At 62.2% G+C, this 26,099-nt stretch carries 22 protein-coding genes; 13 read left to right on the forward strand and 9 right to left on the reverse strand.

From position 1 onward, the window contains the following. Positions 1-40: 40 nt before the first annotated feature. From K3F44_RS07960 to K3F44_RS07970, 3 genes are all read right to left on the reverse strand, one after another. Positions 41-934 carry a dihydrodipicolinate synthase family protein gene (locus K3F44_RS07960; RefSeq protein WP_220633730.1) on the reverse strand — a complete coding sequence of 298 codons (894 nt, stop codon included), beginning with the start codon at positions 932-934 and terminating at the stop codon, positions 41-43. Positions 935-979: 45 nt separating this feature from the next. Then, positions 980-2,215: an SRPBCC family protein gene (locus K3F44_RS07965; RefSeq protein ID WP_150569093.1), complete on the reverse strand. Its 1,236-nt coding sequence runs from the start codon at positions 2,213-2,215 to the stop codon at positions 980-982. 147 nt (positions 2,216-2,362) lie between these two features. Then, positions 2,363-3,331, reverse strand: coding sequence for a LysR family transcriptional regulator (locus K3F44_RS07970; protein ID WP_220633731.1), 969 nt, complete (start codon positions 3,329-3,331; stop codon positions 2,363-2,365). A 329-nt stretch (positions 3,332-3,660) separates the two neighbouring features. Here K3F44_RS07970 and K3F44_RS07975 point away from each other — a divergent pair, with 329 nt between their 5' ends. The 9 genes from K3F44_RS07975 (at position 3,661) to K3F44_RS08015 (ending at position 13,883) form a co-directional block, all read left to right on the forward strand. Next, positions 3,661-4,815: a glycine betaine/L-proline ABC transporter ATP-binding protein gene (locus tag K3F44_RS07975; protein WP_150569091.1), complete on the forward strand. Its 1,155-nt coding sequence runs from the start codon at positions 3,661-3,663 to the stop codon at positions 4,813-4,815. Positions 4,816-4,844: 29 nt separating this feature from the next. Beyond that, the gene (gene proW / locus K3F44_RS07980) at positions 4,845-5,798 is read left to right on the forward strand and encodes a glycine betaine/L-proline ABC transporter permease ProW (protein WP_101319881.1); all 954 of its coding nucleotides are present in this window, start codon (positions 4,845-4,847) and stop codon (positions 5,796-5,798) included. 63 nt (positions 5,799-5,861) lie between these two features. Beyond that, entirely contained in the window at positions 5,862-6,884 is a 1,023-nt protein-coding gene (proX, locus tag K3F44_RS07985) for a glycine betaine/L-proline ABC transporter substrate-binding protein ProX (protein ID WP_259407042.1), read from the forward strand. A gap of 57 nt (positions 6,885-6,941) precedes the next feature. After that, positions 6,942-8,288 carry a dimethylsulfonioproprionate lyase DddP gene (dddP, locus tag K3F44_RS07990; protein WP_220633733.1) on the forward strand — a complete coding sequence of 449 codons (1,347 nt, stop codon included), beginning with the start codon at positions 6,942-6,944 and terminating at the stop codon, positions 8,286-8,288. Between the two features lie 158 nt (positions 8,289-8,446). Continuing rightward, positions 8,447-9,457: a GlxA family transcriptional regulator gene (locus tag K3F44_RS07995; RefSeq protein ID WP_220633734.1), complete on the forward strand. Its 1,011-nt coding sequence runs from the start codon at positions 8,447-8,449 to the stop codon at positions 9,455-9,457. 46 nt (positions 9,458-9,503) lie between these two features. Continuing rightward, entirely contained in the window at positions 9,504-10,820 is a 1,317-nt protein-coding gene (locus K3F44_RS08000) for an FAD-binding oxidoreductase (RefSeq protein WP_220633735.1), read from the forward strand. Between the two features lie 68 nt (positions 10,821-10,888). Beyond that, complete coding sequence (locus tag K3F44_RS08005) at positions 10,889-11,416, forward strand: MFS transporter (protein ID WP_220633736.1); 528 nt, start codon at positions 10,889-10,891, stop codon at positions 11,414-11,416. A 72-nt stretch (positions 11,417-11,488) separates the two neighbouring features. Beyond that, positions 11,489-12,391, forward strand: a complete 903-nt coding sequence (locus K3F44_RS08010; RefSeq protein WP_220633737.1) for a dihydrodipicolinate synthase family protein — start codon at positions 11,489-11,491, stop codon at positions 12,389-12,391. Between the two features lies 1 nt (position 12,392). Further along, positions 12,393-13,883, forward strand: coding sequence for an aldehyde dehydrogenase (locus tag K3F44_RS08015; protein WP_101319896.1), 1,491 nt, complete (start codon positions 12,393-12,395; stop codon positions 13,881-13,883). 59 nt (positions 13,884-13,942) lie between these two features. On the opposite strand, the gene K3F44_RS08020 is transcribed toward K3F44_RS08015, so the two are convergent. Beyond that, positions 13,943-15,172, reverse strand: a complete 1,230-nt coding sequence (locus K3F44_RS08020; RefSeq protein ID WP_220633738.1) for a benzoate/H(+) symporter BenE family transporter — start codon at positions 15,170-15,172, stop codon at positions 13,943-13,945. Positions 15,173-15,263: 91 nt separating this feature from the next. Here K3F44_RS08020 and K3F44_RS08025 point away from each other — a divergent pair, with 91 nt between their 5' ends. The 4 genes from K3F44_RS08025 (at position 15,264) to K3F44_RS08040 (ending at position 21,488) form a co-directional block, all read left to right on the forward strand. Beyond that, on the forward strand, positions 15,264-16,769 hold the full coding sequence (locus K3F44_RS08025) for a PLP-dependent aminotransferase family protein (RefSeq protein ID WP_188036103.1): 1,506 nt from the start codon (positions 15,264-15,266) through the stop codon (positions 16,767-16,769). A 275-nt stretch (positions 16,770-17,044) separates the two neighbouring features. Continuing rightward, a complete protein-coding gene (mrdA, locus tag K3F44_RS08030; protein WP_220633739.1) occupies positions 17,045-18,931 on the forward strand; it encodes a penicillin-binding protein 2 in 1,887 nt (628 codons plus the stop codon). Between the two features lie 225 nt (positions 18,932-19,156). After that, on the forward strand, positions 19,157-20,374 hold the full coding sequence (locus tag K3F44_RS08035) for an acyl-CoA dehydrogenase family protein (RefSeq protein ID WP_101319904.1): 1,218 nt from the start codon (positions 19,157-19,159) through the stop codon (positions 20,372-20,374). Between the two features lie 10 nt (positions 20,375-20,384). Next, the gene (locus tag K3F44_RS08040) at positions 20,385-21,488 is read left to right on the forward strand and encodes a sigma-54-dependent Fis family transcriptional regulator (protein ID WP_101319906.1); all 1,104 of its coding nucleotides are present in this window, start codon (positions 20,385-20,387) and stop codon (positions 21,486-21,488) included. Between the two features lie 33 nt (positions 21,489-21,521). On the opposite strand, the gene K3F44_RS08045 is transcribed toward K3F44_RS08040, so the two are convergent. From K3F44_RS08045 to K3F44_RS08065, 5 genes are read right to left on the reverse strand one after another with little or no spacing between them, the layout of a single operon-like run. Further along, a complete protein-coding gene (locus tag K3F44_RS08045) occupies positions 21,522-23,474 on the reverse strand; it encodes a response regulator (protein ID WP_220633740.1) in 1,953 nt (650 codons plus the stop codon). Next, positions 23,464-24,336 (reverse strand): sensor histidine kinase KdpD, encoded by an 873-nt coding sequence (locus K3F44_RS08050; protein WP_220633741.1) that lies wholly within the window; start codon positions 24,334-24,336, stop codon positions 23,464-23,466. Before K3F44_RS08050 ends, K3F44_RS08045 begins: the two co-directional genes overlap by 11 nt. Continuing rightward, positions 24,329-25,345, reverse strand: coding sequence for an ATP-binding protein (locus tag K3F44_RS08055; RefSeq protein ID WP_409035074.1), 1,017 nt, complete (start codon positions 25,343-25,345; stop codon positions 24,329-24,331). The genes K3F44_RS08050 and K3F44_RS08055 overlap by 8 nt, the downstream gene beginning before the upstream one ends. Beyond that, positions 25,336-25,740, reverse strand: a complete 405-nt coding sequence (locus tag K3F44_RS08060; protein ID WP_188036106.1) for an anti-sigma regulatory factor — start codon at positions 25,738-25,740, stop codon at positions 25,336-25,338. Before K3F44_RS08060 ends, K3F44_RS08055 begins: the two co-directional genes overlap by 10 nt. Next, a complete protein-coding gene (locus K3F44_RS08065; RefSeq protein ID WP_101319914.1) occupies positions 25,737-26,099 on the reverse strand; it encodes an STAS domain-containing protein in 363 nt (120 codons plus the stop codon). The genes K3F44_RS08060 and K3F44_RS08065 overlap by 4 nt, the downstream gene beginning before the upstream one ends.

A 26,099-nucleotide genomic window follows, 5' to 3' on the forward strand; every position in this document is an offset into this window, starting at 1 on the left:
TTAGCGGGCACCGTTGCGATCTCTCTACGACCAGGATGGATCAGCCGTTGACGCGTTCATGCGCCAGCAACGGAGCCACTGCACTTTCCAGCGCGGCAAGCTTGTCGGCAGCCAGCCGCGCCAGTGGCCGACGTGGATCGCCAGCGCCGTAGCCGGTCAGCGCCGATGCCGCATACACCGACTGCACATAGTCGCCCTGCCAGATCAGCGACATCAACGGCTCAAGATCCCGCCACAACTCGCGAGCGAGCTCCCATTGACCCGCCAGCGCAGCGTCGACAAAACGCACACAGGAACGCGGGGCGATATTGGCCCCACCCCAGATCAGCCCAGCGCAACCTGCATACAGCGCATACGGCACCAGCGGGTCGGCGCCGTTCATGGTCGGCAAGCCGGTTCGAATCAGCGAAGCCTGCGCTGCCAGGTCGCCACTGCTGTCCTTGACCGAGACAAAATTGGCGATCTCGTTGAGCTTGGCGAATAGCGCCGGGGTGACTTCTACCCCGACCGCCTGAGGCACGTTGTAGCCAATAATCGGCAGGCCGGCAGTGGCCACGCTGCGATAGAACGCGACAATGCTGTCGTCGTCGGTCGGCCCCTCGAAAAACGGCGGCAGCACCATGACCCCGTCCGCGCCACATTCGGCTGCATGTCGCGTGCGTTCCAGCACCTCGTCAAGCACCAACGCGGAAGTCTGCACGATGATCCGCGCCCGGCCAGCAATCGCCTTGGCGCCGAAAGCGACCAGTTGCCTGGATTCTTCTTTGCTCAGGTACACGTGCATACCGGTGCCGGAGCTGAGCACAAAACCCTTCACCCCAGCTTCGAGGTAAGCCTCGATCAGCTGGGCAAAACGCGGGTAGTCGATCTTGCCATCACCCTCAAAGGGCGTGGTGATCGCAAGGTTGATCCCGGCAAACTGAAATTCCAACATCGAACCCTCCATGGGTGGATGGACCACGTTGAGCAACAGGCCGGTTCAGCCCACGGACTTGAGCGCAGTCGGCCCTTGCAGGCGCGTCAGCATGGTGTCGCAGTACCAGTCATCGAACTGGCAGACGCCATTTTCAGCGTTCTCGGAAAACGGTCCGGGCTCATAAGTCGGCGACGACACGCCGGCCTGGGTGCCTTCAACCAGACGCCGGTCCTGATCATTGGTCGCCAGCCAGACCTTGGTCAGACGCTCGATGTCGTAGTCCACCCCTTCAACCGCGGTAGCCGGCACCAGCCATTTGGTCGTGACCAGGGTTTCAGTGGCGCTCAACGGCAGGATGCGGAAGCTCAAGGCATGGTCGCCGAGAAAGTGGTTCCAGGTAGACGGGTAGTTGAAGTAGAGCAAGGCGCCGATATCGGCCTCTGCGCTCTCGTCGAGCCGGCCAGCGACTGCCGGCTGGCCATCCATGGTGTAGCTTACAGCGCCTGCCGACAACGGGATGCGGGTCATGCGATAGCGGCCCTGCGGATCCATCAGCAGGCGGCTGGGCATGCCGGCCTTCTCGCAACGGTCCCAGTGAGCGGTGAGTTCAGGGTCTTCGGCAGTCGCCACACCCGCCACCGAAAGGTTTTCTACGAAGGAGTTCATCAGTTCCGGATGGGTGCCGTCACAGTGGAAGCACTCGCGATTGTTCTCGAATACCAGCTTCCAGTTGCCCTTCTCGATCAGGTTGGACTCGAACGCCACTTTGCAGTTTTCCAACTGGTGCGGGGCGATAAAGGGGCTTACCGCGTTGCGGAAGCTGGTGAAATCAGGGGCTTTGTCGGCGACGCACACGTAGATATAGCTGTGCACGACTTCACAGTGAACTGGCTTGAGGTTGTATTGGCTTTTGTCGAAATCAGCGCCCATGTTGCCGGCGAACAGCAGGCTGCCATCCAGTTCGAACGTCCACTTGTGATACGGGCATACCAGCTTTGCCACCTTGCCCTGGGCTTGCTCGCAAACTTTGGCGCCGCGGTGCCGGCAGGCATTGTGAAATGCCCGGACCTGGCCGTCCTTGCCCTTGACCACCGCAACGGGGTAGTCGCCGATCTGCAGGGTGAAATACTGGCCTGGCTTGTCCAGTTCGATGGTGTGCCCGGCGAAGATCCAGTCCTTGTGCCAGATATGTTCCAGATCCTGGCGGTAGACCTCGTTGTCGGTATACAGCTCACGCGGTAATGCATGCCGCGCTTTGCGCTTGTGGATCAGGCCAACCACAGATTGCTGACTGTTCATTATTATCTCCATCCACCAGCCCCTAACGGCACTGCTCGCATGCCGTATGAATGAGGCAAGGCTACGGGACGGTCACAACAGCCCACAAACTACATTTTCAGCGAGCAAAGGATAAAGGCAGGTTATCAATCACATGACTGCAGTGCGCTACACGCACCACCGCGAAAACTTCGACAGTACCCAATCGCGCACCCGTCGAGAGGCTTCCTCGCAATTGCTGTTTTCTCTGCAAGCCAGGTAGTGCAGGCTGTTGCGCAGGGTCACCTGCTGTTGCAGCGGCCGCACCAGCAGGCCCTTTTCCAGCAGCCCGCTGACCAGCTGATTCCAACCTAGCGCAATGCCCTGATGGGTCAGCGCCATGTTGATGATCAAGTTGTAGTCATTGGCATGAAACACCGGTGGGCTGGCCGCTGGACGTTCATCGATGTCGACATTCTGAAACGCCAGCCAGACGCTCCAGTCGACGTGCTCGGCGACCCCGGCACGGCCATACGGACTCAGGTCGAGCAAGGCGCAATCGCGCAGGCCTTCGAGGCTGGCGATCTCGGGATGTGCAGCCAGATACGCCGTCGAACAGACTGGATAGATAACGTCATGACACAGCGGGTAGATCTTGTAACCTTCGCCCACGTTACTGATCTTGGAGATGACAATATCCGGATCCACCCCAGGCTCGCGATTGACGAAGTTCTGCGTAGTGATCAAGTTGAGTTCGATGTCGGGGTTGTTGGCGCGAAACTCGGGCAAGTGATCGGAAAACCACAATGCGGAAAACGCCGGCGAGCAACAGATAGTCAGTACATGTTTCTGCGTCGGCGCTGAGCGAATACGGTCGGCCGCCTGGGCTATATTGACAAAGGACAACTGTGCCGCTTCGAAGAAGATCGCACCGGCTGGAGTAAGTTGCACCGTGCGCCCAACCCGCTCGAACAACTGCGCACCGAGAAACTCCTCCAGTTCGCGAATCTGCCGGCTGATGGCCGCTTGCGATACACACAGCGCCTCGGCGGCGCGGGTGAAGCTTGCGTACTTGGCGGCCGCCACAAACGCCTTGACCGCCCGCAACGAAGGCATCCTCATGAGCAAGGTGTCTGGATCAGCGTGTCTGTTAAGCATGGTAGCCAGCCTTCTGTAGGTTTTTATAACGCCACGCAGCCTAACTCAGCACCCCGGTGGCATCCACACAGGTGTCGCAAACGTCGCAGGATGGTCGGCCTGACAGCGATCAATAACCTTAGGTTATCTATAACGCCCTGTAAATGTCGTTGGATTTGCCGTGGGTTAGCTAATAGATTGGATGAAAGCCCAGTTCCTGGGGCTAACAATAAAAAATAGGAAATTGTCATGCATCGATATCCCTCTGGGTACTGCCCTTCCGTATTACCAAGCTGGCGACTCGCACGGAGTACGCAGGCTTGTAATTTCGCACGCACAGGAGGGGCGCAATGAGCCGCGCAGATGAAATAATTTCCGTTAACAACATCTATAAAGTGTTTGGCAACCAACCCGACGTCGCTATGAATATGCTGACGTCGGGTGCAACTAAAAACGAAGTATTTGAAAAGACCGGCCAGGTCATTGGTGTGTTCGACGCAAGTTTCGCGGTCAAGCGTGGCGAGATTTTCGTGATCATGGGTTTGTCCGGATCGGGCAAGTCGACCATGGTGCGCCTGTTCAACCGCCTGATCGAACCCACCGCCGGGCAGATCTACCTCAATGGCCGTGAAATCACCGGGTTGTCCGATAAAGCCCTGCTGGACGTGCGCCGCAAGGAAATGGGCATGGTGTTCCAGTCCTTTGCCCTGATGCCGCACATGAGCGTGCTGGAAAACACCGCCTTTGGCCTGGAGATTTCTGGCGTGAACGAGCAGGAACGCCACAGCCGCGCCCGCGAAGCACTCAGCCAGGTCGGCCTTGCTGGTCAGGAACACAGCTACCCGCACCAGCTTTCCGGCGGCATGCAGCAGCGCGTCGGCCTGGCCCGAGCGCTGGCCAATGATCCCGCCATTCTGCTTATGGATGAGGCGTTCTCGGCGCTGGACCCTTTGATCCGCCACGAGATGCAAGGCGAACTGATCCGCCTTCAGGCCGAGCAAAAGCGCACCATCATCTTCATTTCGCATGACATCGAAGAAGCCATCCGTATCGGCCATCGCATCGCAATCATGGAAGGTGGTCGCGTCGTCCAGATCGGCACCCCGCAGGAGCTGATCAATCAACCGGCCAACGACTATGTACGCACATTCTTCAAGGGCTTCGACAGCTCGCGGGTGCTCAAGGCCGGCGACGTTGCCTCGTTTGATCCGGCAGCGGTGTGCCGGGTCAACGGCAAGGCGCCGCAGTTCCAGCTCGGCGTGCCGTTCGGCTATCTGCTCAACGAGCGTGGCGCTCTGCTGGGCGTAGTCGATACAGCCGCTGCAGGTACACCTGCACCGTGCAACCAGCATCAACTGCAACCGGTTTACACCGACACGCCGCTGCATGAAGTGCTCGATATCGCCGCCAGCCTGCCCTACCCGGTGCCGGTGCTGGACCGCGCAGGTGCCTTCCAGGGCACCGTTTCGAAAAACCAGCTGCTGCAGACCCTGAGCCGCCACTGAGCGACTGCGCCCCAACGAGGTAAGCCACCATGTCCGAGTTCAGTCTGTTGGACCCGTTCCAGTACGCCACTATTCCCTTGGGCGACTGGGTCGAAAGCACCCTGAAATTTCTGGTGCACAATTTCCGTGATGTGTTCCGTGCGATCCGCTGGCCAATCGATCAGGTGCTCAACGGCATCGAGTTCACCCTGCAGAGCATCCCGCCTAGCATTGGCATCATCCTCTCGTCCCTGCTCGGCTGGCAGCTGGCCGGCAAGCGCATGGCCGCGCTGAGCTTCGTCACCCTGACCCTGCTGGGCCTTATCGGCGTGTGGTCGGAGTCGATGACCACCTTGGCGCTGGTGCTGACCTCGGTGTTCTTCTGCGCGGTGATTGGCGTGCCGCTGGGCATCGTCTGCGCCCGCAGCAACCGCCTTGAGCAGGTCATACGTCCGCTACTCGATGCCATGCAGACGCTGCCCGCATTCGTCTATCTGGTGCCCGTGGTGATGCTGTTCGGCATCGGTAATGTGCCCGGCGTGCTTGTCACCATCGTCTTCGCCCTGCCGCCGCTGGTGCGCCTGACCAACCTGGGTATCCGCCAGGTGCCCGAGGACAAGATCGAAGCCGCCCGCGCCTTTGGCTGCACACCGCGGCAGATGCTCACCCGGGTACAACTGCCGCTGGCAACCCCGACCATCATGGCCGGCCTCAACCAGACCCTGATGCTGTCGCTGTCGATGGTGGTGATCGCCTCGATGATCTCCGTAGGTGGCCTGGGCCAGATGGTCCTGCGCGGCATCGGCCGGCTGGACATGGGCCTGGCCACGGTGGGCGGTGCCGGCCTGGTGCTGCTGGCGATCTTTCTCGACCGCCTGACCCAGGCCATGGGCGCCAGAACCAGCGCTGATCCAAGCCTGCGCTGGTACCAGACCGGGCCCGTTGGCGTGGTGCTGCGCCTCTGCGGCAGCGCTAAACCAGCAGAGCGGCGCAAGACCGCATGACCTGACCGATTCGACCTGCCGCACTTGATGCTAATAACCAGAAGAAGGTACGCGACGATGTCCATGCCCATGCTCCCCCGCAGTTTGCTCCAGTGCGCCAGCGCGCTGACCCTGGCCGCCGCTGCGCTGTGCGCGCACGCCTCGGCTGACAAGCCCGGTGACGGCATCAAGGTCACCCCGATCTTCCCGGCGATCGCTGAAGAGCGTTTTCGCGGCGAGGTCGCCATGGAGGGCCTGCGCGAGCTCGGCTACAAGGTTCAGGAGCCCAAGGAAACCGAATATGGCGTGATGATGATGGCACTGGCCAGTGGCGATGCCGACTTCACCGTGCACCTGTGGGACAAGCTGCACGACAAGTTCTACCAGCAGGCCGGTGGCGACGACGTCATGGTCAAGGCCGGCGATATCATGCCCGGTGTTCTGCAGGGCTACCTGATAGACAAGAAAACCGCTGAAGCGCACAACATCAAGTACATCACCGATCTGAAAAAACCGGAGATCGCCAAGCTGTTCGACACCGACGGCGACGGCAAGGCCGACCTGACGGGCTGCAACCCTGGCTGGGGCTGCGAGCTGGTGATCGACCATCACATGAAAGCCTATGGCCTGGACAAGACCGTCACGGTCAACCAAGGCTCGTACTTCGCCCTGATGGCCGACACCATCACCCGCTACAAGGAAGGCAAGCCGATCCTGTACTTCACCTGGGTTCCGCAGTGGATCGCCACCGTGCTGGTCGAGGACAAGGACGTCGTCTGGCTGGAAGTGCCGAAAACCGACCTGCCGGACGGCAACAACAGCGTCGACACGATGTACAAGGGCAAGAACCTCGGCTTTGCCGTGGACAAGATCGTCGCGGTGGTGAACAAGGAATTCGCCGAGGAAAATCCGGCGGCGCTGAAATTCCTCTCGGTGGTGCAGATCAGCACCGCTGATGAGAGCTCACAGAACCTGCGCATGCAGCAAGGCGAGAAGAAGCCGGCTGATATCACCCGCCACGCCAAGGAGTGGGTTGCGGCCCACCGCCAGCAATTCGATGCCTGGCTGCAGACAGCGCGCGCTGCGGCTACCCAGAAGAGCAACTGACCTCAGCCGTGAACGGCGCGGCAGGTTCGCCTGCCGCGCCAAGGATGACCCCAGCGCATGATGACCTCACCCTACTCGATTGCCAGCAACGCCCGCCGTATTGACCCGACCAGGCGAGCTGCCAGTGCCTTCAAGGCCGACGGCTCGGTTGCTGATAACGACCGCGTCGAAACCGGCCCGACTGCATTGGCCTTCGCCGAATGGGCGCAGCTCGGCCTGCAGCCGCCGCACCTGGCACGCATGCGCGAATACCGCTTGCGGCGGGTCCAGGAGCAACTGGTAGCCCGCGACCTGGGCGGTATCCTGCTGTTCGACCCGCTGAATATCCGCTACGCCACAGACAGCAGCAACATGCAGCTGTGGACCACGCACAACCCGGCGCGGGCCTGTTTTGTCGCTGCCAGCGGCCATGTCGTGCTGTGGGACTTTCATGGCTGCGAGCACCTCTCGGCGCACCTGCCGCTGGTCAGTGAACTGCGCAGCGGCGCCTCGTTCTTCTACTTCGAAACGGGCGACCGCACCGACGAACACGCGCGGCGTTTTGCCGATCAACTTGAACAACTGTTGCGCCAACACGCAGGCAGCAACCGCCGCCTCGCCGTCGACCGCATCGAAGTAGCCGGCCTGCGGGCCCTGGATGCGTTGGGTATTGAGGTGTGCAGTGGGCAGCAAGTCACCGAGATGGCCCGCCTGATCAAAGGCCCCGATGAAATCAGTGCCATGCGTTGTGCAGTGGCGTCGTGCGAAGCGGCGGTGGGCGAAATGCACACGGCGATGCGCGCAGGTGTCAGCGAGAACGACGTCTGGGCTGCCTTGCACGCCGGCAACATTCGTCGCGGCGGCGAATGGATCGAGACGCGCATCCTCAGCTCCGGCCCGCGCACCAACCCCTGGTTCCAGGAATGTGGCCCGCGGGTACTGAGCGATGGCGACCTGCTGTCGTTCGATACCGATCTGATCGGCGTATATGGCATGTGCGTCGACATGTCGCGCAGTTGGATTTGCGGCGGCCTGCAGCCAAGCGCCGAGCAGAAACTGCTGTATCGGATTGCCCATCAGCACATCAGCCATAACATGGCCTTGGTCAAACCGGGCGTGCGTTTCAGCGAGTTGAGCGCAAATGCCCATCGCCTGCCCGAAGCCTGCCGCGCCCAGCGCTACGGCGTGCTGTTCCATGGGGTTGGCTTATGCGACGAATACCCCAGTATCCGGTACCCGGAGGACGTCGCTGCGTATGGCTATGAAGGTGAACTGCAAGCCGGCATGACTTTGTGTGTCGAAGCCTATATTGGCGAGGTCGGCGGGCGCGACGGTATAAAACTGGAAAATCAACTACTGGTCACCGAAGCAGGACATGAACTGCTGACCCACTATCCGTTCGATGAGAGTTTCCTCAGCGACTGACTATCTTCCCCGTGCGGATTTATAACGGCGGGTTATCCATAGTTGTCCGGAAATGTCGTTGGACGCTGCATTCCATGAAGCATAACTTTGTCATCAGCCGTAGCGCCTGAGCCAATCGCCTGCGTGCTACTGGCCACTTAGTCTGAGCGTTAGTCATCATGAAAATAATAAAGACCTTCAGCAGTACGTTCGCCGAGCGCAATCTGCAGTCGCTGTCCACGCGCGATGAATGCATGCAAAAGGCCACTGTCGGTTTCCTGCTTCTGGATAACTTTTCCCTGCCGTGCTTCACCCAATCGCTCGACGTGCTGACCACCGCCAATCTGCTCAAACCAGGTTCGGTCAGGGTGCGCACGTTCAGCCATGACAACAGCGCGGTCATGAGCGACCTGGCTATCCCGATCCAGCCGAGCACACCGCTGACCGACGTGCGTATCGCCGACCTCGACCTGATGATCATCTGCGGCGGCCTGCGCACGCCCCGCGTGGCCCCACAGTGGTTGACTGCCTTGCTGCAGACCCTGGCGCGGTTGCCGGTGGCCTTGGGTGGCCTGTGGAATGGCGCGTGGTTCCTCGGCAAGGCCGGCTTGCTGGATGGCTACCGCTGTGCCATCCACCCTGAGCAACGCACAGCCTTGGCCGAGCGCTCGCCGAATACCAATGTGTGCTTCGACAGCCAAGTCTGTGACCGTGATCGCCTGACCGCTGCAAGCCCTGCCGGGGCGTTCCAGATGACTATCCAGTGGTTGCGCCAGTGCACCAGTACAACCCTGACCGATGCTGTCCTCGACATGCTTGATTATGACCAGTCACGCTTTCGCAGCGCGCTCAACAAGCGCCAGCCGCGCCTGAGTGCACCGCTGCGGGAAATCATCAGCTTGATGGAAGCCAACCTCGAAGAACCGTTGGAGCCTGAGCAACTTACTCACTACGTGAAGTTGTCGCAACGGCAAATGCAGCGCTTGTTTCGTGAACAATTGGCGACCAGCCCACAACGCTATTACCTGCAACTAAGAATCACCGAAGCACGGCGCCTTATTCAAAACTCCGGTGGCGCCCTGATTGATATCGCAACGGCCTGCGGCTTTGTCTCATCCAGTCACTTCAGCAAGTGTTACAGCGCCCTGTTTGGCTACCCACCTTCCAAAGAAGCGCGCTTTGAACTTTAACGGAAGGCACCGCCTTCACTCGGTTGAATCAAACAGGATGTCCACCATGAAAGTAGCGTCATTACCGGGCGATGATCAAACCTGTGGCTGGTATCACCTGAGCAAAGGCCGCACGGTGCGCCCTGCCCATACAGGGCACAGCCGCGCCCGTTGGGTAATCGTCGGCGCAGGCTTCACCGGGCTGGCAACCGCCCGCCAGCTGGCGACGCACTTCCCCGACGAACACATCGTACTGGTAGATGCCCAGGAAGTCGGCTTCGGCACTTCGGGGCGCAACGCAGGCTTTGTCATCGACCTGCCCCATGACATCGGCGCGCCGGACTACATCGGCGATATCGCCACCGCAAAGACCACCATGCAGCTCAACCTCAGTGGTAAAAATTACCTGACCGAGCTGGTCGAACGCTTCAATATCGACTGCCAGCTGAGCCACTGCGGCAAGTACCAGGCGGCCGTCGAAGATCGCGGCATCGCCGTGCTCGAGGCCTATCGCTCTGGGCTGGACAAGCTCGAGCAGCCGTATCAGATGATCGACGCCGAGGCACTGCCCGAGCACATCGGCACGCGCTTCTACCGTAAGGCGCTGTTCACCCCAGGCACCTCGCTGATCCAACCGTCGGCGCTGGTCAAGGGCCTCGCCGACAGCCTGCCGAGCAACGTTACCCTGTATGAGAACACGCCAATCAGCGAAGTCGAGTACGGCGCCCGCAGCGTGCTCAAGCACGCAAATGGGTCGATCACTGCCGACAAGCTGATCCTCACCAACAATGCCTTCGGCATGAGTTTTGGGTTTCTCAAGGGGCGCATGTTGCCGGTGTTCACTTACGCCAGCCTGACCCGGCCGATGACCGCCGACGAGCAGGCCCGATTGGGCGGCAAGGCGTACTGGGGGGTGATCCCGGCCGACCCGTTCGGCACCACCGTACGCCGCACGCCTGACCAACGCCTGCTGATCCGCAACAGTTTCAGCTTCAACCCGGACGGACGCAGCGCCCCCAAATATCTGGCGCGTTTCGCTGCCCGCCATCGCGCCTCGTTCGAGCGCCGCTTCCCGATGCTTACGCAATTGCCGTTCGAATTCACCTGGGGCGGCGCCCTCGCCCTCTCTCGCAACCACGCGGGTTACTTCGGCGAGCTGGCTGGCAACGTCTACGGCGCACTGTGCTGCAACGGCTTGGGCGTGACTCGCGGCACGGCTACCGGCAAGTTGCTGGCGGACTGGCTGGCGGGTGAGCGATCCGAGTTGATCGATTTTGTCCTGCGCTCGCCTGGGCCAAGCGCCAACCCGCCGGCCGCGCTGGTGTCGATGGGGGTCAACCTGAACCTGTTGTGGGGCCAGTACCGCGCAGGGCAGGAAGGCTGAGCGCACGCAGTGCGGCGGTGCGTCCGCCGCTGCCGCGGCAAACCGAACACGCATGATCAGGAACAACAATGACAAGCCTTGCTCTCTCAGTTGAAGAAGTCCCGCTCAGCCCGTTCCATACACTGCTCACCTGGCCCTCCGGAGGCGGCTCGTTCGTCGATGGCTATGTGCTCAGCATAATCGGCGTGGCCCTGGCACATATTTCCAGTGCACTGGCCATGACCACGCTGTGGGAAGGCTTGACCGCAGCCTCTGCCCTGATCGGGATATTCTTCGGTGGCTCTCTCGGCGGTTGGCTGACCGATCGCCTCGGCAGGCGGCGGCTGTTCTTCGCTGGCCAGGTATTGTTCGTGCCGGCTTCAGCGGCGCAGTTCTGGGCAGACAGCGCACTGAGCATTCTTCTGCTGCGCCTGGTGATCGGCATCGTGTTCTGGACCTGCTGCCTCATCCCGCTGCCTATCTCGCTGTACACCCTGGGCATAGCCCAAACCATGTACAGCGTGGCGCTGATCACCCTGATCGGATTGCTGCTGTCTTGGCTGCTGGCACCGGAAACACGTTCGCTCAACCTGCAGCAAGCCGCCGCGCTTGGCTGATACCGCATGCTGCGCTGGCCGTATCGGCCCGCGTCGTCTCACCGCTAGTGACACTACCTGGGAGCACCATCAATGAAGTTCGAAGGCATCTATACCCCGGCCATCACCCCTCTGGACGCAGACGGCAACATCGACAAGGCCGCCTTCGCCGAGGTCCTCGAATACCTGGTCGAGGCCAAGGTCCACGGCATCATCATCGGCGGCTCCACGGGCGAGTATTACGCTCACACCGCTCAGGAGCGCTTCGACCTGGCGGCGCAGGCCAAGGATGTTTTGCACGGGCGCCTGCCCTTGATCGTTGGCACCGGCGCTATCCGCACCGAAGACTCGGTGGCCTACGCTGAAGCGGCCAAGGCGATCAAGGCCGACGCCCTGCTGGTCGGCTCGCCACCGTATGCCCTGCCGACCCAGCAGGAAGTCGCCGAGCACGTCCTCGCAGTCGACCGCGCCGCGGGCTTGCCGATCATGCTCTACAACTATCCAGCGCGCATGGGTGTGCACATGGGCCCGGAGCTGTTCGACGCGCTGGCGGGTTGCCGCAACATCGTCGCCATCAAGGAAAGCTCCGGCGACATGGCGCAACTGCACCGCCTGGCGACCAAGCTGCCACATATCGCCCTGTCTTGCGGCTGGGACGATCAGGCCCTGGAGTTCTTCGCTTGGGGCGCGCGTAGCTGGGTCTGTGCCGGCTCCAACTTCATCCCGCATGAGCATGTGGCGTTGTACCAGGCGTGCGTGATCGAAAACGATTTCGTCAAAGGTCGGCAGATCATGGCGGCGATGATGCCGTTGATGGACTTCCTTGAAGGCGGCAAATTCGTGCAGTCGATCAAGTACGGCTGCGAGCTCAATGGCCTGCGCACAGGCGGTGTTCGAGCTCCACTGAAAGGCCTGCAAGACAGCGAAAAGGCCGAGCTGAAAGAAGTCGTTGCCACTCTCAAGCGCGCTGTTGCACACATTACTGGAGGAGTCTGAGATGAGCGAGTTGCTGAGCAAAGAAGAGTACGCCGCGATCGCGGCGGACATGCAATACCGCACCCAGGCGTTCATCGACGGGCGCTTCTGCGCAGCTCAGAGCGGCAACACCTTCGTTACCAGCAACCCTGCGACCGGCGCCAACCTGGCTGAAATCGCCTCTTGTGATAGCCGCGACGTAGATATCGCCGTTGCCGCCGCCAAGGCTGCATTCGCCGATGGCCGCTGGCACAAGCAAGCACCAGCTGCACGCAAACAAGTGCTGCTGCGCTTTGCACAACTGCTGGAAGACAATGCCCATGAGCTGGCTGTTCTCGAAAGCCTGGACAGCGGCAAACCGGTCAGTGAATGCCAGACAGTCGATGTGCCAGAAACCATCAACACTTTGCGCTGGCACGCCGAGCTGATCGACAAGGTCTACGACAGCACCGCACCAACCGGGCATGGCGCGGTGACCCTGGTTGTGCGCGAAGCAATCGGTGTGGTCGGCCTGGTGCTGCCGTGGAACTTCCCGTTGCTGATGCTGGCCTGGAAAATCGGTCCCTCGCTGGCCGCGGGGTGCTCGATCGTGGTCAAGCCGGCCAAGGAAACAACCCTCACCGCTCTGCGCGTCGCCGAGCTGGCGCATCAGGCCGGCGTACCGGCTGGGGTATTCAACGTCACCCCAGGTGGCGGCCGCGAGGCTGGCGAGCCGATTGGTCGGCACATGGACGTTGCCATGGTCAGCTTCACCGGTTCGACCGACACCGGCCGGCTATTCCTGAAGTATGCGTCCGAGTCCAACCTCAAGCGCGTGGTGCTGGAGCTGGGCGGGAAAAACCCGGCGGTGGTGATGAATGACTGCGAAGACCTCGAGCAGGTCGCCGAGTACGTCACTGCCGGTGCGTTCTGGAACATGGGTGAGAACTGTTCGGCAACCTCGCGGTTGATCGTTCATGAAGACGTCAAGGACGAGCTGCTGAGCCTGATTGGCAAGCAGTTGCACAACTGGCAACTGGGCGACCCGCTCGATCCGCAGAACCGGCTAGGTGCGATGGTCAGCAAAGCGCATTTCGACAAGGTGCGCAGTTATCTCGATTACGTTGCCGAGCACAACTTGGAGGTGGTCCAAGGCGGCGCAACACAAGCCGGCGTGTTCGTGCAGCCGACCATCGTCGATGGCGTTGGCCGAGACAGCCCGCTGTTCATCGAAGAGATCTTTGGCCCAGTGCTAAGCGTCACCAGCTTTGCCAGCCTGGACGAAGCCATCGAGCTGGCCAACGACACAGTCTATGGCCTGGCGGCCTCAGCCTACACCGGCAGCCTGCGTAATGCGCTGCGCTTGTCACGGGAAATCCACGCGGGCGTGGTGACCGTCAACTGCTTCGGCGAAGGCGATGCCTCGACGCCGTTCGGCGGCTATAAGCAGTCCGGGTTTGGTGGTCGCGACAAGTCGATCTGGGCGCATGATCAATACACCGAGCTTAAAACCATCTGGATCGATGCATCCTGAGTAGCTGAACCTGCTCACAGCCAAGCGCCGCTGCGAGGCGGAGCTCGGCTGGCAAGTTTTCAACGCGTAGCAGCTGGATTGCTGACCCGCGCGGGCGCATCGGCTTTGTTGAAGCCGTTGAGCAGCGCATGCGCAGCAAGACCAATCAGCAAGCCCCAGAACGCACCGCCAATACCCAGCAAGGTAATGTTGGCGGCAGCGGCCAAAAAGGTGATCAACGCCGCTTCGCGGGTTTTCGCATCGGCGGTAGCGCTGGCCAGGCTGCCGCCGATGGTGCCCAGCAAGGCCAGCCCGGCCAGGGTGGTGATGAAGCTTGCCGGCAAGGCCATGAACAGCGCCGCCAGGGTCGCCCCGAACATCCCTACCAACACATATAGCAAGCCAGCGGCGATGCCGGCGATCCAGCGCTTGGACGGCTGTTCGTGGGCTTCCTTGCCGGTGCAGATGGCCGCGGTGATCGCTGCCAGGTTGAACGCATGCGAGCCGAACGGCGCCATCAACAGCGAACCCAGCCCGGTCACCGTCACGATGGGACTGGCGCTGGTGTCGTAGCCATCGTTGCGCAACACCAGCATGCCCGGCATGTACTGCCCGGTCAGGGTGATCAAAAACAGCGGCAAAGCCACACTCAGCAGCGCATTGAGCGAGAACTGCGGCACGGTGAACACCGGCTCGGTCAGTTGCCAGTGCAGGCCGGACAGGTCAAGCCGGCCCTGCACCAGCAAAAAGCTCAACCCCAGCAGCAGAATGCCGGCCACCGCATAGCGCGCAGTGAAGCGCTTGAGCAGCAGGTAGCAGGCAATCAGCAGCCCGGCCAGCAGCGGATCGAGGCTGACGCTGCTGAACGCACCAATGCCAAACTGCAGCAGAATCCCGGCCAGCAGCCCTGCTGCTACCCCGGGTGGAATCAGTGCAATGACCTTGTCGAACCAGCCGGAACAGCCCAGCAGCACGAAGGCCGCGGCACAGACCATGTAGGCGCCTACCGCTTCGGCATAAGGCGTAGTTGCCAGCGCGACGACCAGAAACGCCGCAGCCGGCGTCGACCAGGCGGTGATGATCGGTGCGCGATAGCGCCAGCTCAGGTACATCCCGGTAACGCCCACGCCAATGGACACCGACCAGACCCACGAGGCCGTCAGCTCAGGGCTCAGGCCGGCCACCTTGGCCGCCTGGAACACTAGGATGAAGGTGCCGCCATAGTTGACGATGACCGATACCAGACCGGCAATGATCGGGTGCAGCAGGTCGCTCGGGCGCAGTGACGAGCGAGAGGCATTGAGTGACATGGTGAACAGCTCCAGGCAGTGGCGAGGCGCAGAGTCTACGGATAGACTGGCCTGCCGCTTCAGGCCAATTCATGCAGTCAGGGCAGACCACATGGCAAAAACGTTCGAACTTGAAACCCTGCAGATGCGCTTGGCCGACAGCGAATTTGCCAGCCTCGATCTGCACCAGCGAATCCAGCGTTCACTGCGTGCACTGATTCTCGAAGGCTCGCTGAGTGCCGGCCTGAAGCTGCCCGCCACGCGAGTGCTGGCGCGCTCGCTCGGCGTGGCCCGCGACACCGTCGAGAACGCCTATGTGCAGTTGCAGCGCGATGGCTACATCAACCGCCGCGGCGGCGCCGGCAGCTACGTCGCGCAAACCCTGGGCAGCGAGTTGCATGGCGCCGCTCGCCGGCGCATGCAACAACGCGACGCACGCCGTGCTCAAGCCGCCACGCAAGCGGCCGGGCTGAGCCAGCGCGGCCAGCAGATCCTCGCCAGCGGCGGCATCCATGACCAGCAGGCGATCAAGGCCTTCGCTACAGGCCTGCCGGAAACCCGCAGCTTCCCCACTGAGACCTGGGAGCGCCTGCAACGCCAGGTCATGAAGGACTACCGCGGCAACGTCTTGCTGCATGGTGACCCGCAGGGTGCCGAGCCGCTGCGCAAGGCCATCGCCACGTACCTCAACCTCGAGCGCGGCGCCAACTGCAAGCCCGAGCAAATTCTGGTGCTGAGCAGTACCCGCCAAGCGTTGTTCCTGTGCGCGCAGTTGCTGGTAGACGCGGGCAAACCCATCCTGCTGGAAAACCCCGGCTATTTTGGCGCGAAAAAAGCTTTCGAAGCGGCCGAGGCCAAGGTCGTGCCGATCGACGTCGATGAACAAGGCGTGCGCATCGACCTGCTGCGTGCCGATCGCAGCGCTGCCAATTGCCTGTACGTGACGCCGTCGCATCAATACCCCACCGGCGCCACCCTGCCGCTGGCGCGCCGGCTGGAGCTGCTCGGCTGGGCGGCCGAGCACGGCAAATGGATCATCGAGGACGACTACGACAGCGAGTTTCACTACGACGGGCTGCCCACCGCCTGCATGCAGGGGCTGGACCGCTACCAGCGCACGATCTACCTCGGCACCTTCAGCAAGACCCTGTTCCCCGGCCTGCGCATGGGCTACATGATCCTGCCCGAACAACTGGTGCAGCCGTTTGCCTGCGCCCGCAGCATCATCGACGGGCATACCCCGCAGATCCTGCAACTGACCCTGGCGCGCTTCATGGAAGACGGCCATTACAACGCCCACGTGCGCGCCATGCGCAAACTCTACAGCCGGCGCCGCCTGTACATGCTAGATGCCATTGCCAGGCACCTGCCAGGCATTGCCACAGCCCTGCACCCGCAAGGCGGACTGCAGATTCCCTGCCTGCTCGATGCGGGCTGGAGCGAGCAGGACACCATCCGCGTAGCCGCCAGCGCCGGCGTGCAGTTGCCTGGCCTGAGCCGGCTCTACGCGGGCGAGCACAAGCAGCAAGGCTGGCTGCTGGGCTACTCGTCCCTGACCGAGCATGAAATCGAGACGGCCATGTCGCGTTTGGCCATGGCGTTGAAGTCAGGTGGCTGACCCAGTGCGCTGTCGCCACCTGGGGCGCAAGTCCGATACGGGGTGATGAACCTGCTGCAAGAGGCCTCGATCAGACGAGCACGCCATGCAGTAGCAGTGCAGTAAGCCGTGCCCTGATGAGTCACATGAATGAATATTCATGCAAGGCTGCGGCTCAGTGCTGCCGGGGCTGACGGGCCATCCGGGCAGGCTCGCCGGGGGCGGCTTGCTTGAGCAGCAGCGGGTGCTTGCGTAGCATCGCCGACCCGGTGACCTCTCCACCCCGAAGAACGCGCATGCCCCAACCCATCCCCCTCAAGGATCACGAACAGGAAAAGCAGCTGGTCAACCGCCGCCTGTTGGTCTGCGCCGTGCTGACCTGCAGCCTCGTTGCGGTGCTGATCGCTCGCCTGTACGTGCTGCAGGTGCTGCAGCACGACCAGCAGAGCGCCGTTTCCGAAAACAACCGCGTGCACGTGCTGCCGATCGCGCCTGAGCGCGGCCTGATCTACGACCGCAACGGCGTCGTGCTGGCCGACAACAAGCCCAGCTTCAACCTGACCATGACCCGCGAGCGCGCTGGCGATTCAGCCAAGGTGCTCGACAGCCTGACGCAGATCCTCGGCCTGGCCGACGACGACCGTCAGCAGTTCAACAAGGATCTGCGCCGTGGGCGTAAACCGTTCGAACCGGTGACCTTGATGGTGGGCCTGAGCGAAGAACAGATCGCCCTGATCGCCGTCAATCAGTTCCGCCTGCCGGGGCTTGATGTAGAGCCGCAGTTTATCCGTGAGTACCCGCTCAATGAGCACTTTGCGCACTCGGTGGGCTATGTCGGCCGGATCAACGAGAAGGAAGCCAAGACCCTCGACAGCACCGAGTACCGCGGTACCCAGTCGATCGGCAAGACTGGCGTCGAGCGCTTCTACGAGGATCAGTTGCACGGTCATGTCGGCTACGAAGAGGTCGAGACCAACGCCCAGGGCCGGGTCATGCGCGTGCTCCGCCATCAGGACCCGATCCCGGGCAAGGACATCATCCTCAGCCTTGACGTGCAGCTGCAGCAGGCCGCCGAAAAAGCCCTGGGCGATCGCCGTGGCTCGGTGGTGGCGCTCGACCCCGCCACCGGCGATGTGCTGGCGATGGTCAGCAACCCAAGCTTTGATCCCAACCTGTTCGTCAAAGGCATCAGCTTCAAGCAATACGCCGCGCTGCGCGATTCGATCGACCGGCCGCTGTTCAACCGGGTGCTGCGCGGTTTGTATGCGCCGGGTTCGACGATCAAGCCGGAGGTGGCCATCGCCGGCCTCGACAGCGGCGTAATGACGCCCGCCAACCGGGTGTTCGACCCCGGCTACTACGAGCTGCCCAACTACGACCACAAGTACCGCAACTGGAACCGCAGCGGCGATGGCTGGGTAGACATGTACACCGCGATCATGCGCTCCAACGACACCTACTTCTATGACCTCGCGCACAAGCTGGGCATCGACCGCCTGCATGACTACATGGCCGAGTTCGGCCTCGGCCAGAAGGTCTCGTTGGACATGTTCGAGGAAGCCGCCGGGCTGATGCCGTCGCAGCAATGGAAGCGCGCTACTCGCCGTCAGGCGTGGTTCCCCGGTGAAACGCTGATCCTGGGGATTGGCCAGGGCTACATGCAGGTCACCCCGTTGCAGCTGGCCCAAGCCACCAGCCTGCTCGCCAGCAAAGGCGTGTGGCACCGCCCGCACCTGGCCCGGAGCATTGGTGGCGAGCCGCCGCGGGATCCGCACCCGATGCCGGATATCGTCCTGCACGACAAGCGCGCGTGGGACCAGGTCAGCCAGGGCATGCAGATGGTCATGCACGATCCGCGCGGCATCGCCCGCGCCTCGGCGGCTGGCGCCCAGTACCGGATTGCCGGCAAGAGCGGTACCGCGCAGGTAGTGGCGATTCGTCAGGGCGAGCGCTATAACCGCAACAAGACCCTGGAGCGGCACCGCGACAATGCCTTGTTCGTCGGTTTCGCCCCTGCCGAGCATCCCTCGATTGTGGTGGCGGTGATGATCGAAAACGGCGAAGCCGGCGGCCGCGTCGCCGGTCCGGTGGTGCGCGAGGTGATGGATGCCTGGCTGCTGGACAGCCAGGGCCATCTGAAGCCCGAATATGCCGGTGGCGAGCACGCTTCGCCGCATTCCTGACTCGCTGCGCAGACGGCCACGCACACAGAAGACCTGTAAAGGAATAAGAGTATTCTTTCTTATTCCTTTTTAAATAAACCCAGTTCTTCTATAACTGTCTGCACTGTACAGCCGCCAACAGCTGGCCAACTGTCTGCAGCGCAGCACCCCATCAACACCGAGCCCCAACAGCCTCGACGATTGCTCAAGCAAAGTCCCCCGCTCAATTGACCTGGAGACTCGCCCATGAGCAACCCGCTCGACAACGCTGCCCTGGCCGGCGGTATTGCCCGCCCCGCTCGCTCCTCGGCCCTTGGCATTGCCCGCGAGCTGGCTGAGCAGTTTGCTCAAACCGCAGTCGAGCGCGACGAACGCGGCGGCACGCCCAAGCGCGAGCGTGACGCCCTGCGCAGCAGTGGCCTGCTCGCGCTGACCATCCCCACCGCCTATGGCGGCCAGGGCGCCAACTGGCGCGAAACGCTCGAAGTGGTGCGCGAATTCGCCCGGGTCGATAGCTCGATTGCCCACGTGTTCGGTTTTCATCACTTGATGCTGGCCACCGTGCGCCTGTTCTCGCGGCCCGAGCAATGGCAACCATGGTTCGAGCAGACGGCGCGCAAGCATTGGTTCTGGGGTAACGCCCTCAACCCTCTGGACACCCGCACCGTGGTCAAGCACTTCGACGGCTGGTGCGAGTTCTCCGGGCAAAAGAGCTTCTGCTCCGGTGCCAGCGATTCAGAGATGCTGATCGCCTCGGCCGTGGACGAACGTGCCGGCGGCAAGCTATTGATCGCGGCCATCCCCAGCGCCCGCACCGGCATCAGCCTGCACAACGACTGGAACAACATTGGCCAACGCCAGACCGACAGCGGCAGCGCCACCTTCGAACGGGTGCGGGTCGAGCAGGACGAACTGCTGCTCGATCCAGGCCCGCTGAGCACGCCATTCGCTGCATTGCGCCCGCTGATCGCTCAGTTGCACTTCGCCAACCTGTTCCTCGGCATCGCCGAAGGCGCCTTTGCCGAAGCCCGCCAGTACAGCCTCAAGGAAAGCCGCCCCTGGTTCCGCTCCAGCGCGGCACAGGTCAGCGAAGACCCTTATGTGCTGCGCCATTACGGCGAGTTCTGGGTGGGCCTGGAAAGCGTGCGTTTGCTGATCGAACGCGCCGCCGACCAGCTCGATGCTGCCTGGCAGCAGGAGCATGCGTTGAGTGCAGAGCAACGCGGCGACCTCGCCCTGGCCATCGGCACGGCCAAGGTCGCGGCAACCCGCCACGGCCTGGATATCTGCAACCGCCTGTTCGAAGTCACCGGTGCCCGCGCCACCCATGCCTCACTGCGCTTCGACCGGCATTGGCGCAACCTGCGCACGCAAACCCTGCACGACCCCGTGGATTACCGCATCCACGAGCTCGGCGAGTGGGCCCTCAACGGCAAGCGCCCTGTCCCGTCCTTCTATTCCTAAAGGCACGCCCATGCAATTGCTCACCCTCCCCCCGTCACCGTCACTGGCCACCTCGATCCGGGCGACCGCGCAGGTCTTCGAAGACCCCCGTTCGCAGGCGCTGCTGGCCCACTTGCAACAGGTTGCGCCAAGTGAGGCCAGCGTGCTGATCATCGGCGAGACCGGCACGGGCAAGGAGCTGGTGGCGCGCCATATCCACGACCTCAGCGGGCGCCGCAACGGGCCGTTCATCGCGGTCAACTGCGGGGCGTTTTCCGAGTCGCTGGTCGAGGCCGAGTTGTTCGGCCACGAGAAAGGCGCCTTTACCGGCGCGCTCGCCGCCAAGGCCGGCTGGTTCGAGGAAGCCAACGGCGGCACGCTGTTTCTCGACGAGATAGGCGACCTGCCCTTGCCGATTCAGGTCAAGCTGCTGCGCGTGTTGCAGGAGCGCGAGGTGGTCAGGCTAGGCTCGCGCAAGAGCATCCCGATCAATGTGCGGGTGCTGGCAGCGACCAACGTGCAGCTGGAAAAAGCCATCAATGCCGGGCATTTTCGTGAAGACCTGTACTACCGCCTGAGCGTAGTGACGCTGTCGCTGCACCCGCTACGTGATCGCCCCGGCGATATCATGCCGCTGGTGCGCCATTTCATCCGCCGCTACAGCGAGCGCTTGGGTTATGGCCCGGTCGAGCTCAGCCCACGCGCGCAGGCCAAGCTGGTCGAATACAGCTGGCCGGGCAATATTCGCGAGCTGGAAAACGTCATCCATCACAGCCTGCTGACCTGCGGCAACGGTGAAATCCAGGCGCAGGATCTGCGCATGTCCAACCTGCGCCTGGAGCGCCAGGAGGATGCCGCCGCCAGCCATGGTGGTTCGGCAGAAGAGCTGCTGGAGCAGGCGTTCAGCCGGCTGTTTGAGGAGCACTCCGGTGAGTTGTTCGAGAAAGTCGAGAACGCCCTGCTGCGTTCGGCGTATCACTTCTGTCACTACAACCAGGTGCATACCGCGCAGTTGCTGGGGCTGTCGCGCAATGTCACGCGCACCCGCTTGATCGCGATTGGCGAACTGGTGGTGAACAAGCGCCGCAATCAGGAGGAAAGCGTGCATAGCCGTGTGGTGGGTTTGTCCATCTGACCTGCAGCCCGGCTCGCCAGGCTGCAGCCAGGGTCAGTCTGGGCTGACCCGCCCGAGTGAACGACAGACCTTGGCCAGCAGCTCGCCAATCTGGAACGGCTTGATCAGCATATCCATGCCCGAGCCGAGAAACGCCTGCCGATCCAGCGCGGTTTCGGCGTAGCCGGTCATGAACAGCACCGGTAAGCCTGGCCGATAAACCCGGGCCATATCAGCCAGCTCGCGACCGCTGATGCCTGGCAGACCGACATCGGTGAGCAGCAGTTCGATACTGCTGTCGTTGCGCAGATGGTCCAGCGCCTGCTCGATGGTTTCCGCCAGCGTGTAGCGGTAACCGGCGTCGGCCATCACCTCAGCCACCGACAGGCGCACCGAAGCCATGTCTTCGACGATCAGCACATGCTCACCTGCGCCTCTTTGATCGACGTGGGCAACCAGTGCTTCACTGACCGCCTCGCGATTGCTCGCAGGCAGCAGCAAGGTCACTTCTGTGCCCTGTCCCTGCACGCTGCGCAACGCAACATGCCCACCAGACTGACGAGCGAAGCCGTAGATGGTCGACAGGCCAAGGCCGGTGCCCTGGCCCAGCGGTTTGGTGGTGAAGAACGGATCGAAGACCTTCTCCAGCACGTCCGGGGCGATACCACTGCCGTCATCGCGCACCGTCACGGCGATGTAAGCGCCATCCTGAAGATTGGGGTCGGCGCGGGCCACGACTGCTGAAGTAGTGACCCAGATATGCCCGCCTTTGATCAACGCATCGCGGGCGTTGATCACCAGGTTGAGCACGGCGCTTTCCAGTTGCACCGGGTCGACCAGCGCGGTCGCCGGGCACTCGCTCAGTTGCAACTGCAGATCGATGCGTTCACCGATGGTGCGGGTCAGCAGCTCTTGCAGCGAACGTATGCGCTCGTTGACGTCGACCGGGTGGGTATCCAGCGGCTGCTGCCGAGCGAAGGCCAGCAGACGATGAGTCAGCGAGGCCGCGCTCATCGCCGAGCTCAGTGCGGCATCGGCATAATGGGGGACTTTCTCGAGGCGGTTCTCGCCGACGCGTTTACGGATCAACTCCAGGCTGGTGATGATCCCGGTGAGCAGGTTGTTGAAGTCGTGGGCGATACCGCCAGTCAGGCTGCCCAAGGCGTCCATTTTCTGCAACTGCAGCAGCTGCGCCTCGGTGCGCGCGCGCTGGGCCATCTCGCGGGCCAGCTGAATGTTGGCATCGTCGAGCTTGGCCAGGTGCGAGCGCTCGCGATGGCGATGCTCGGTAACGTCTTCGACAAATACCAGGCACAGGCCCGGCGTGCGGTACGGCGACAACTGCCAGTCGGTGTCGCGCAACTGGCCTTTCACCGTCATGCCCAAGGTACCGCGCCAGCGCTCGCCGTCTGCCAGGTGCTGACGCAAGGCAGCCAGGGCCAGTTCCTGGCCCGGGGTGAAGCATTCCAGCAGCACTTCAGGCTGCTGATTATCCTGAATCAGCTGAGCGAATGCATGGTTGCACTCATGCACTTTGAACTGGGCATCCAGCACCGCAATCGGCGCCGACACGTTGCTGAAGATCTCGCGAAAACGCGCCTCGCTGTCACGCAGTGCACGCTCGGTGTCACGCACCCGCAGCAAGGTGCGCAGAGTCGCCTGCAGCACATCCGGGTCGACCGGGTGCACCAGGTAGGCATCGGCTCCGGCCTCAAGCCCGGTAATGATGTCGCCGGTCAGGATCGACGCAGCCGAGACATGGATCACCGGCAGCAGCGCTGTCTCGGGATCGGCGCGCAACAGGCGTACGACATCGAAACCGCTCATGTCCGGCAGGTTCACATCCAGGATCAGCGCATCAATCTGTTCATTGCGGATCACCTCCAGGCCGTCGCCGCCAGTGCCTGCCTCAAGTACCTGATAGCCGTGCAGGGCCAGCCGCCGACGCAGCGCGTAGCGCGTGGTGGCGTTGTCGTCGACGATCAGCAGGCGGATCTCAGAGCTCATCGGCGCTCTCCTGGGCGATGGCAAGCGGGATGATTACAAAGAACGTCGAGCCGACCCCGGGTTCACTTTCTACGCCCACTTCTCCGCCCAACAGCGCAGCGAAGCGTTTACACAAGGACAGGCCCAAGCCAGTCCCGCGCAGGCGTTTCTGCAAAGGCGAGTCGACCTGGGCGAAATCTTCGAACAGGGCGCCGAGCAGTTCCGGGGCAATACCGATACCCGAATCACTGACGGCAAAGCGGACGCGGTCAGTACCGTGCAGACGGGCCGACACGCGGATCTCGCCACGCAAGGTGAATTTCAGGGCGTTGGCAATGAAGTTGCGCAGGATCTGCGCCAGCTTCTTGTCATCGGTATACAGCTGCGGCAAGCCTTGCGGCTCCTCGAAGATCAGGTCGACCGCGCCCATGTCGACGATCGGCCGGAACATCCCGCGCAAGGCGGCGAACAGGTCGAGCATATCGAACCAGGCTGGCGAGATATTGATCCGCCCGGCCTCGATCTTGGCCAGGTCGAGCAAGTCGTCGACCATGTCGCTGAGCTCGCGGGCTGCCGAGCTGATAAATCCGACCTGCAACTGCTGTTCTTTGCTCAGCGGCCCGTCGATTTCGTCAGCGAGCAGGCTGGTGATGCTCAGGATCGAGCCCAGCGGCGTGCGGAATTCGTGGCTCATGTAGGCCAGGAAGCGGCTCTTGAGGTCGGATGCCTGGCGCAATTGCTCAGCCTGCACGTCCAACTCGGCATATAGTGCGAGCACGCCCTGATTGGTCTCTTCAAGCTCATCGCGCAACGCTTCGTTGTCGGCTTGCAAGCGGCTGATGAGGGCGGCCTGCTCGGCCGAACCGGGAATCTGTTCAGGCATAAGCAGCCTCCAGGTCAATGACCAATACGGTGACATCATCACGACCGCGGCAAAAATCCCGGTGCAGAACCCCAGCGATGATCGCCGGGTGGCGCGGGGCCAGGCCCGGATAGGCTTGCAGGTTCCAACGCGATTGCAGCCCGTCGCTGTACATGATCAACAGATTTCCCTGTACCTGAGCGTAGTTAAACACCTGACCCTTGCGGTATTGACCGCCGACGATGCCGGGATACGAGGTCAGCCCGCGCGGACGTTCGCCGCCTACCAGCGTCGCACCGATGTTGCCGATACCGATAAAGGCCAGGTTGTCCGCTGCAGCGTCATACTGGGCAATCGCCGCCGCGCCGCCGCGGGTGCCGCCCATGGCGTTGTGCATTTCGGCGAGCAACTGTTCGGGCTCGCTGAATGGGGTTCGAGCAAATTCCGTAGCGCCCGCCATGGCGGCAGAGGCAGCCTCGCTGCCATGACCGAGGCCATCGACCACCAGAGCACTCAGGCGCTGCTGATCGCGGGCGACATACCAGGTGTCGCCACAGGCTGGATCGTTATGCAATGAATGCTGACTGACGCCGATGCGTACGTCGGCGCCCTTGACATCGCGACGATGCAAACGCGCCAGCACTGCCGCGCCGCGCTCGTCCGCATACACGTCGAACACCTGCGCCTGGCGGCTGACCGCGCCAAGGCCGATGCCTTGGGTACCGGCTGTGGAATACCTGTCCGTCAGGCAGGCATGCACGTCAAAGCCAGGGCCTCGGTCGATGGCCAAGATCTCGAGTGCATGCGCCGCGCCATGCGGCAAAACACGCAGGTGCAGTTCGCCGCGTTCGGCATGCTTGAGCACATTGCTGGCAAGCTCAGTGGCAACCAGCGCCGCACGGCCTGCGTCGGCCTGATCAAAACCGTGGTCTTCGGCAAGCTTTTGCACGGTACGCCGGGCATGACCCACCTGGCTGCTGTCATCGAGCGTCAACACCTGGGTCAGGCTGGCGGCAAAAGTCATGTCCATCGAGTTATGGTCACCCGAGTGCCTTGCCCTGGGGCAGTATCCAACTCGAACTCGTCGACCAATCGGCGCGCCCCCGTCAGGCCCAGGCCCATGCCGTTGCCAGAGGTCCAGCCATCGGTCAGGGCCAGCTTGGTATCGGGGATACCCGGACCTTCGTCACGAAACACCAAACGCAGACCCACCCGGCCAAGGCCGTCGATGATCTCCCAGTCCATGTCGCCGCCACCGCCATACACCACGGTGTTACGCGCCAGCTCGCTGACGGCGGTGACCATCTTGGTCAGGTCGACCAGGCGCATGCCGCATTCGCTGGCCAGCTTGCGCGCCAGTTGACGCGCAAGCACCACATCCTGCTCGATGCGTACCGGATGACTGCCGCTATCGCGGACGTTCATGACTGGCCTACCCGCTGGCGCAGCAGATGCATGCCGCGATCAACGTTCAGTGCCGTACTGACACCGGGCAAAGTCAGCCCCAGTTCAACCAGGGTGATGGCCACCGCAGGCTGCATGCCCACCAGCACCGTCTCGGCATCAAGAATGCGCGACAGGCCGGAAATGGTGGCGATCATGCGGCCGATGAACGAATCGACCATGTCCAGCGCCGAGATATCGATCAGCACACCGCGGGCGTTGGTCTGGTCGATGCGGCTGGTCAGGTCATCCTGCAGGCGCAGCGCCAGCTCGTCATGCATGTCTACCTGGATAGTCACCAGCAAAAACTGGCCCATCTGCAGGATCGGGATACGCTCCAT

This window comes from Pseudomonas sp. S07E 245 (genome assembly GCF_019599025.1).
GTDB classification, from domain to species: Bacteria; Pseudomonadota; Gammaproteobacteria; order Pseudomonadales; family Pseudomonadaceae; genus Aquipseudomonas; species Aquipseudomonas shirazensis.

Bases quoted from the DNA above. Each gene is read 5' to 3' on its own strand.
- K3F44_RS07975 (WP_150569091.1), top strand. From the start codon at position 3,661: ATGAGCCGCGCAGATGAAATAATTTCCGTTAACAACATCTATAAAGTG.
- K3F44_RS08020 (WP_220633738.1), bottom strand. From the start codon at position 15,172: ATGTCACTCAATGCCTCTCGCTCGTCACTGCGCCCGAGCGACCTGCTG.
- mrdA (WP_220633739.1), top strand. From the start codon at position 17,045: ATGCCCCAACCCATCCCCCTCAAGGATCACGAACAGGAAAAGCAGCTG.
- K3F44_RS08025 (WP_188036103.1), top strand. From the start codon at position 15,264: ATGGCAAAAACGTTCGAACTTGAAACCCTGCAGATGCGCTTGGCCGAC.
- K3F44_RS07995 (WP_220633734.1), top strand. From the start codon at position 8,447: ATGAAAATAATAAAGACCTTCAGCAGTACGTTCGCCGAGCGCAATCTG.
- K3F44_RS07965 (WP_150569093.1), bottom strand. From the start codon at position 2,215: ATGAACAGTCAGCAATCTGTGGTTGGCCTGATCCACAAGCGCAAAGCG.
- K3F44_RS08060 (WP_188036106.1), bottom strand. From the start codon at position 25,740: ATGAACGTCCGCGATAGCGGCAGTCATCCGGTACGCATCGAGCAGGAT.
- K3F44_RS08065 (WP_101319914.1), bottom strand. From the start codon at position 26,099: ATGGAGCGTATCCCGATCCTGCAGATGGGCCAGTTTTTGCTGGTGACT.
- K3F44_RS07970 (WP_220633731.1), bottom strand. From the start codon at position 3,331: ATGCTTAACAGACACGCTGATCCAGACACCTTGCTCATGAGGATGCCT.
- K3F44_RS08035 (WP_101319904.1), top strand. From the start codon at position 19,157: ATGAGCAACCCGCTCGACAACGCTGCCCTGGCCGGCGGTATTGCCCGC.
- K3F44_RS07960 (WP_220633730.1), bottom strand. From the start codon at position 934: ATGTTGGAATTTCAGTTTGCCGGGATCAACCTTGCGATCACCACGCCC.
- K3F44_RS08045 (WP_220633740.1), bottom strand. From the start codon at position 23,474: ATGAGCTCTGAGATCCGCCTGCTGATCGTCGACGACAACGCCACCACG.
- dddP (WP_220633733.1), top strand. From the start codon at position 6,942: ATGATGACCTCACCCTACTCGATTGCCAGCAACGCCCGCCGTATTGAC.
- K3F44_RS08005 (WP_220633736.1), top strand. From the start codon at position 10,889: ATGACAAGCCTTGCTCTCTCAGTTGAAGAAGTCCCGCTCAGCCCGTTC.
- K3F44_RS08015 (WP_101319896.1), top strand. From the start codon at position 12,393: ATGAGCGAGTTGCTGAGCAAAGAAGAGTACGCCGCGATCGCGGCGGAC.
- K3F44_RS08050 (WP_220633741.1), bottom strand. From the start codon at position 24,336: ATGCCTGAACAGATTCCCGGTTCGGCCGAGCAGGCCGCCCTCATCAGC.
- K3F44_RS08055 (WP_409035074.1), bottom strand. From the start codon at position 25,345: ATGGACATGACTTTTGCCGCCAGCCTGACCCAGGTGTTGACGCTCGAT.
- proW (WP_101319881.1), top strand. From the start codon at position 4,845: ATGTCCGAGTTCAGTCTGTTGGACCCGTTCCAGTACGCCACTATTCCC.
- K3F44_RS08010 (WP_220633737.1), top strand. From the start codon at position 11,489: ATGAAGTTCGAAGGCATCTATACCCCGGCCATCACCCCTCTGGACGCA.
- proX (WP_259407042.1), top strand. From the start codon at position 5,862: ATGCCCATGCTCCCCCGCAGTTTGCTCCAGTGCGCCAGCGCGCTGACC.
- K3F44_RS08040 (WP_101319906.1), top strand. From the start codon at position 20,385: ATGCAATTGCTCACCCTCCCCCCGTCACCGTCACTGGCCACCTCGATC.
- K3F44_RS08000 (WP_220633735.1), top strand. From the start codon at position 9,504: ATGAAAGTAGCGTCATTACCGGGCGATGATCAAACCTGTGGCTGGTAT.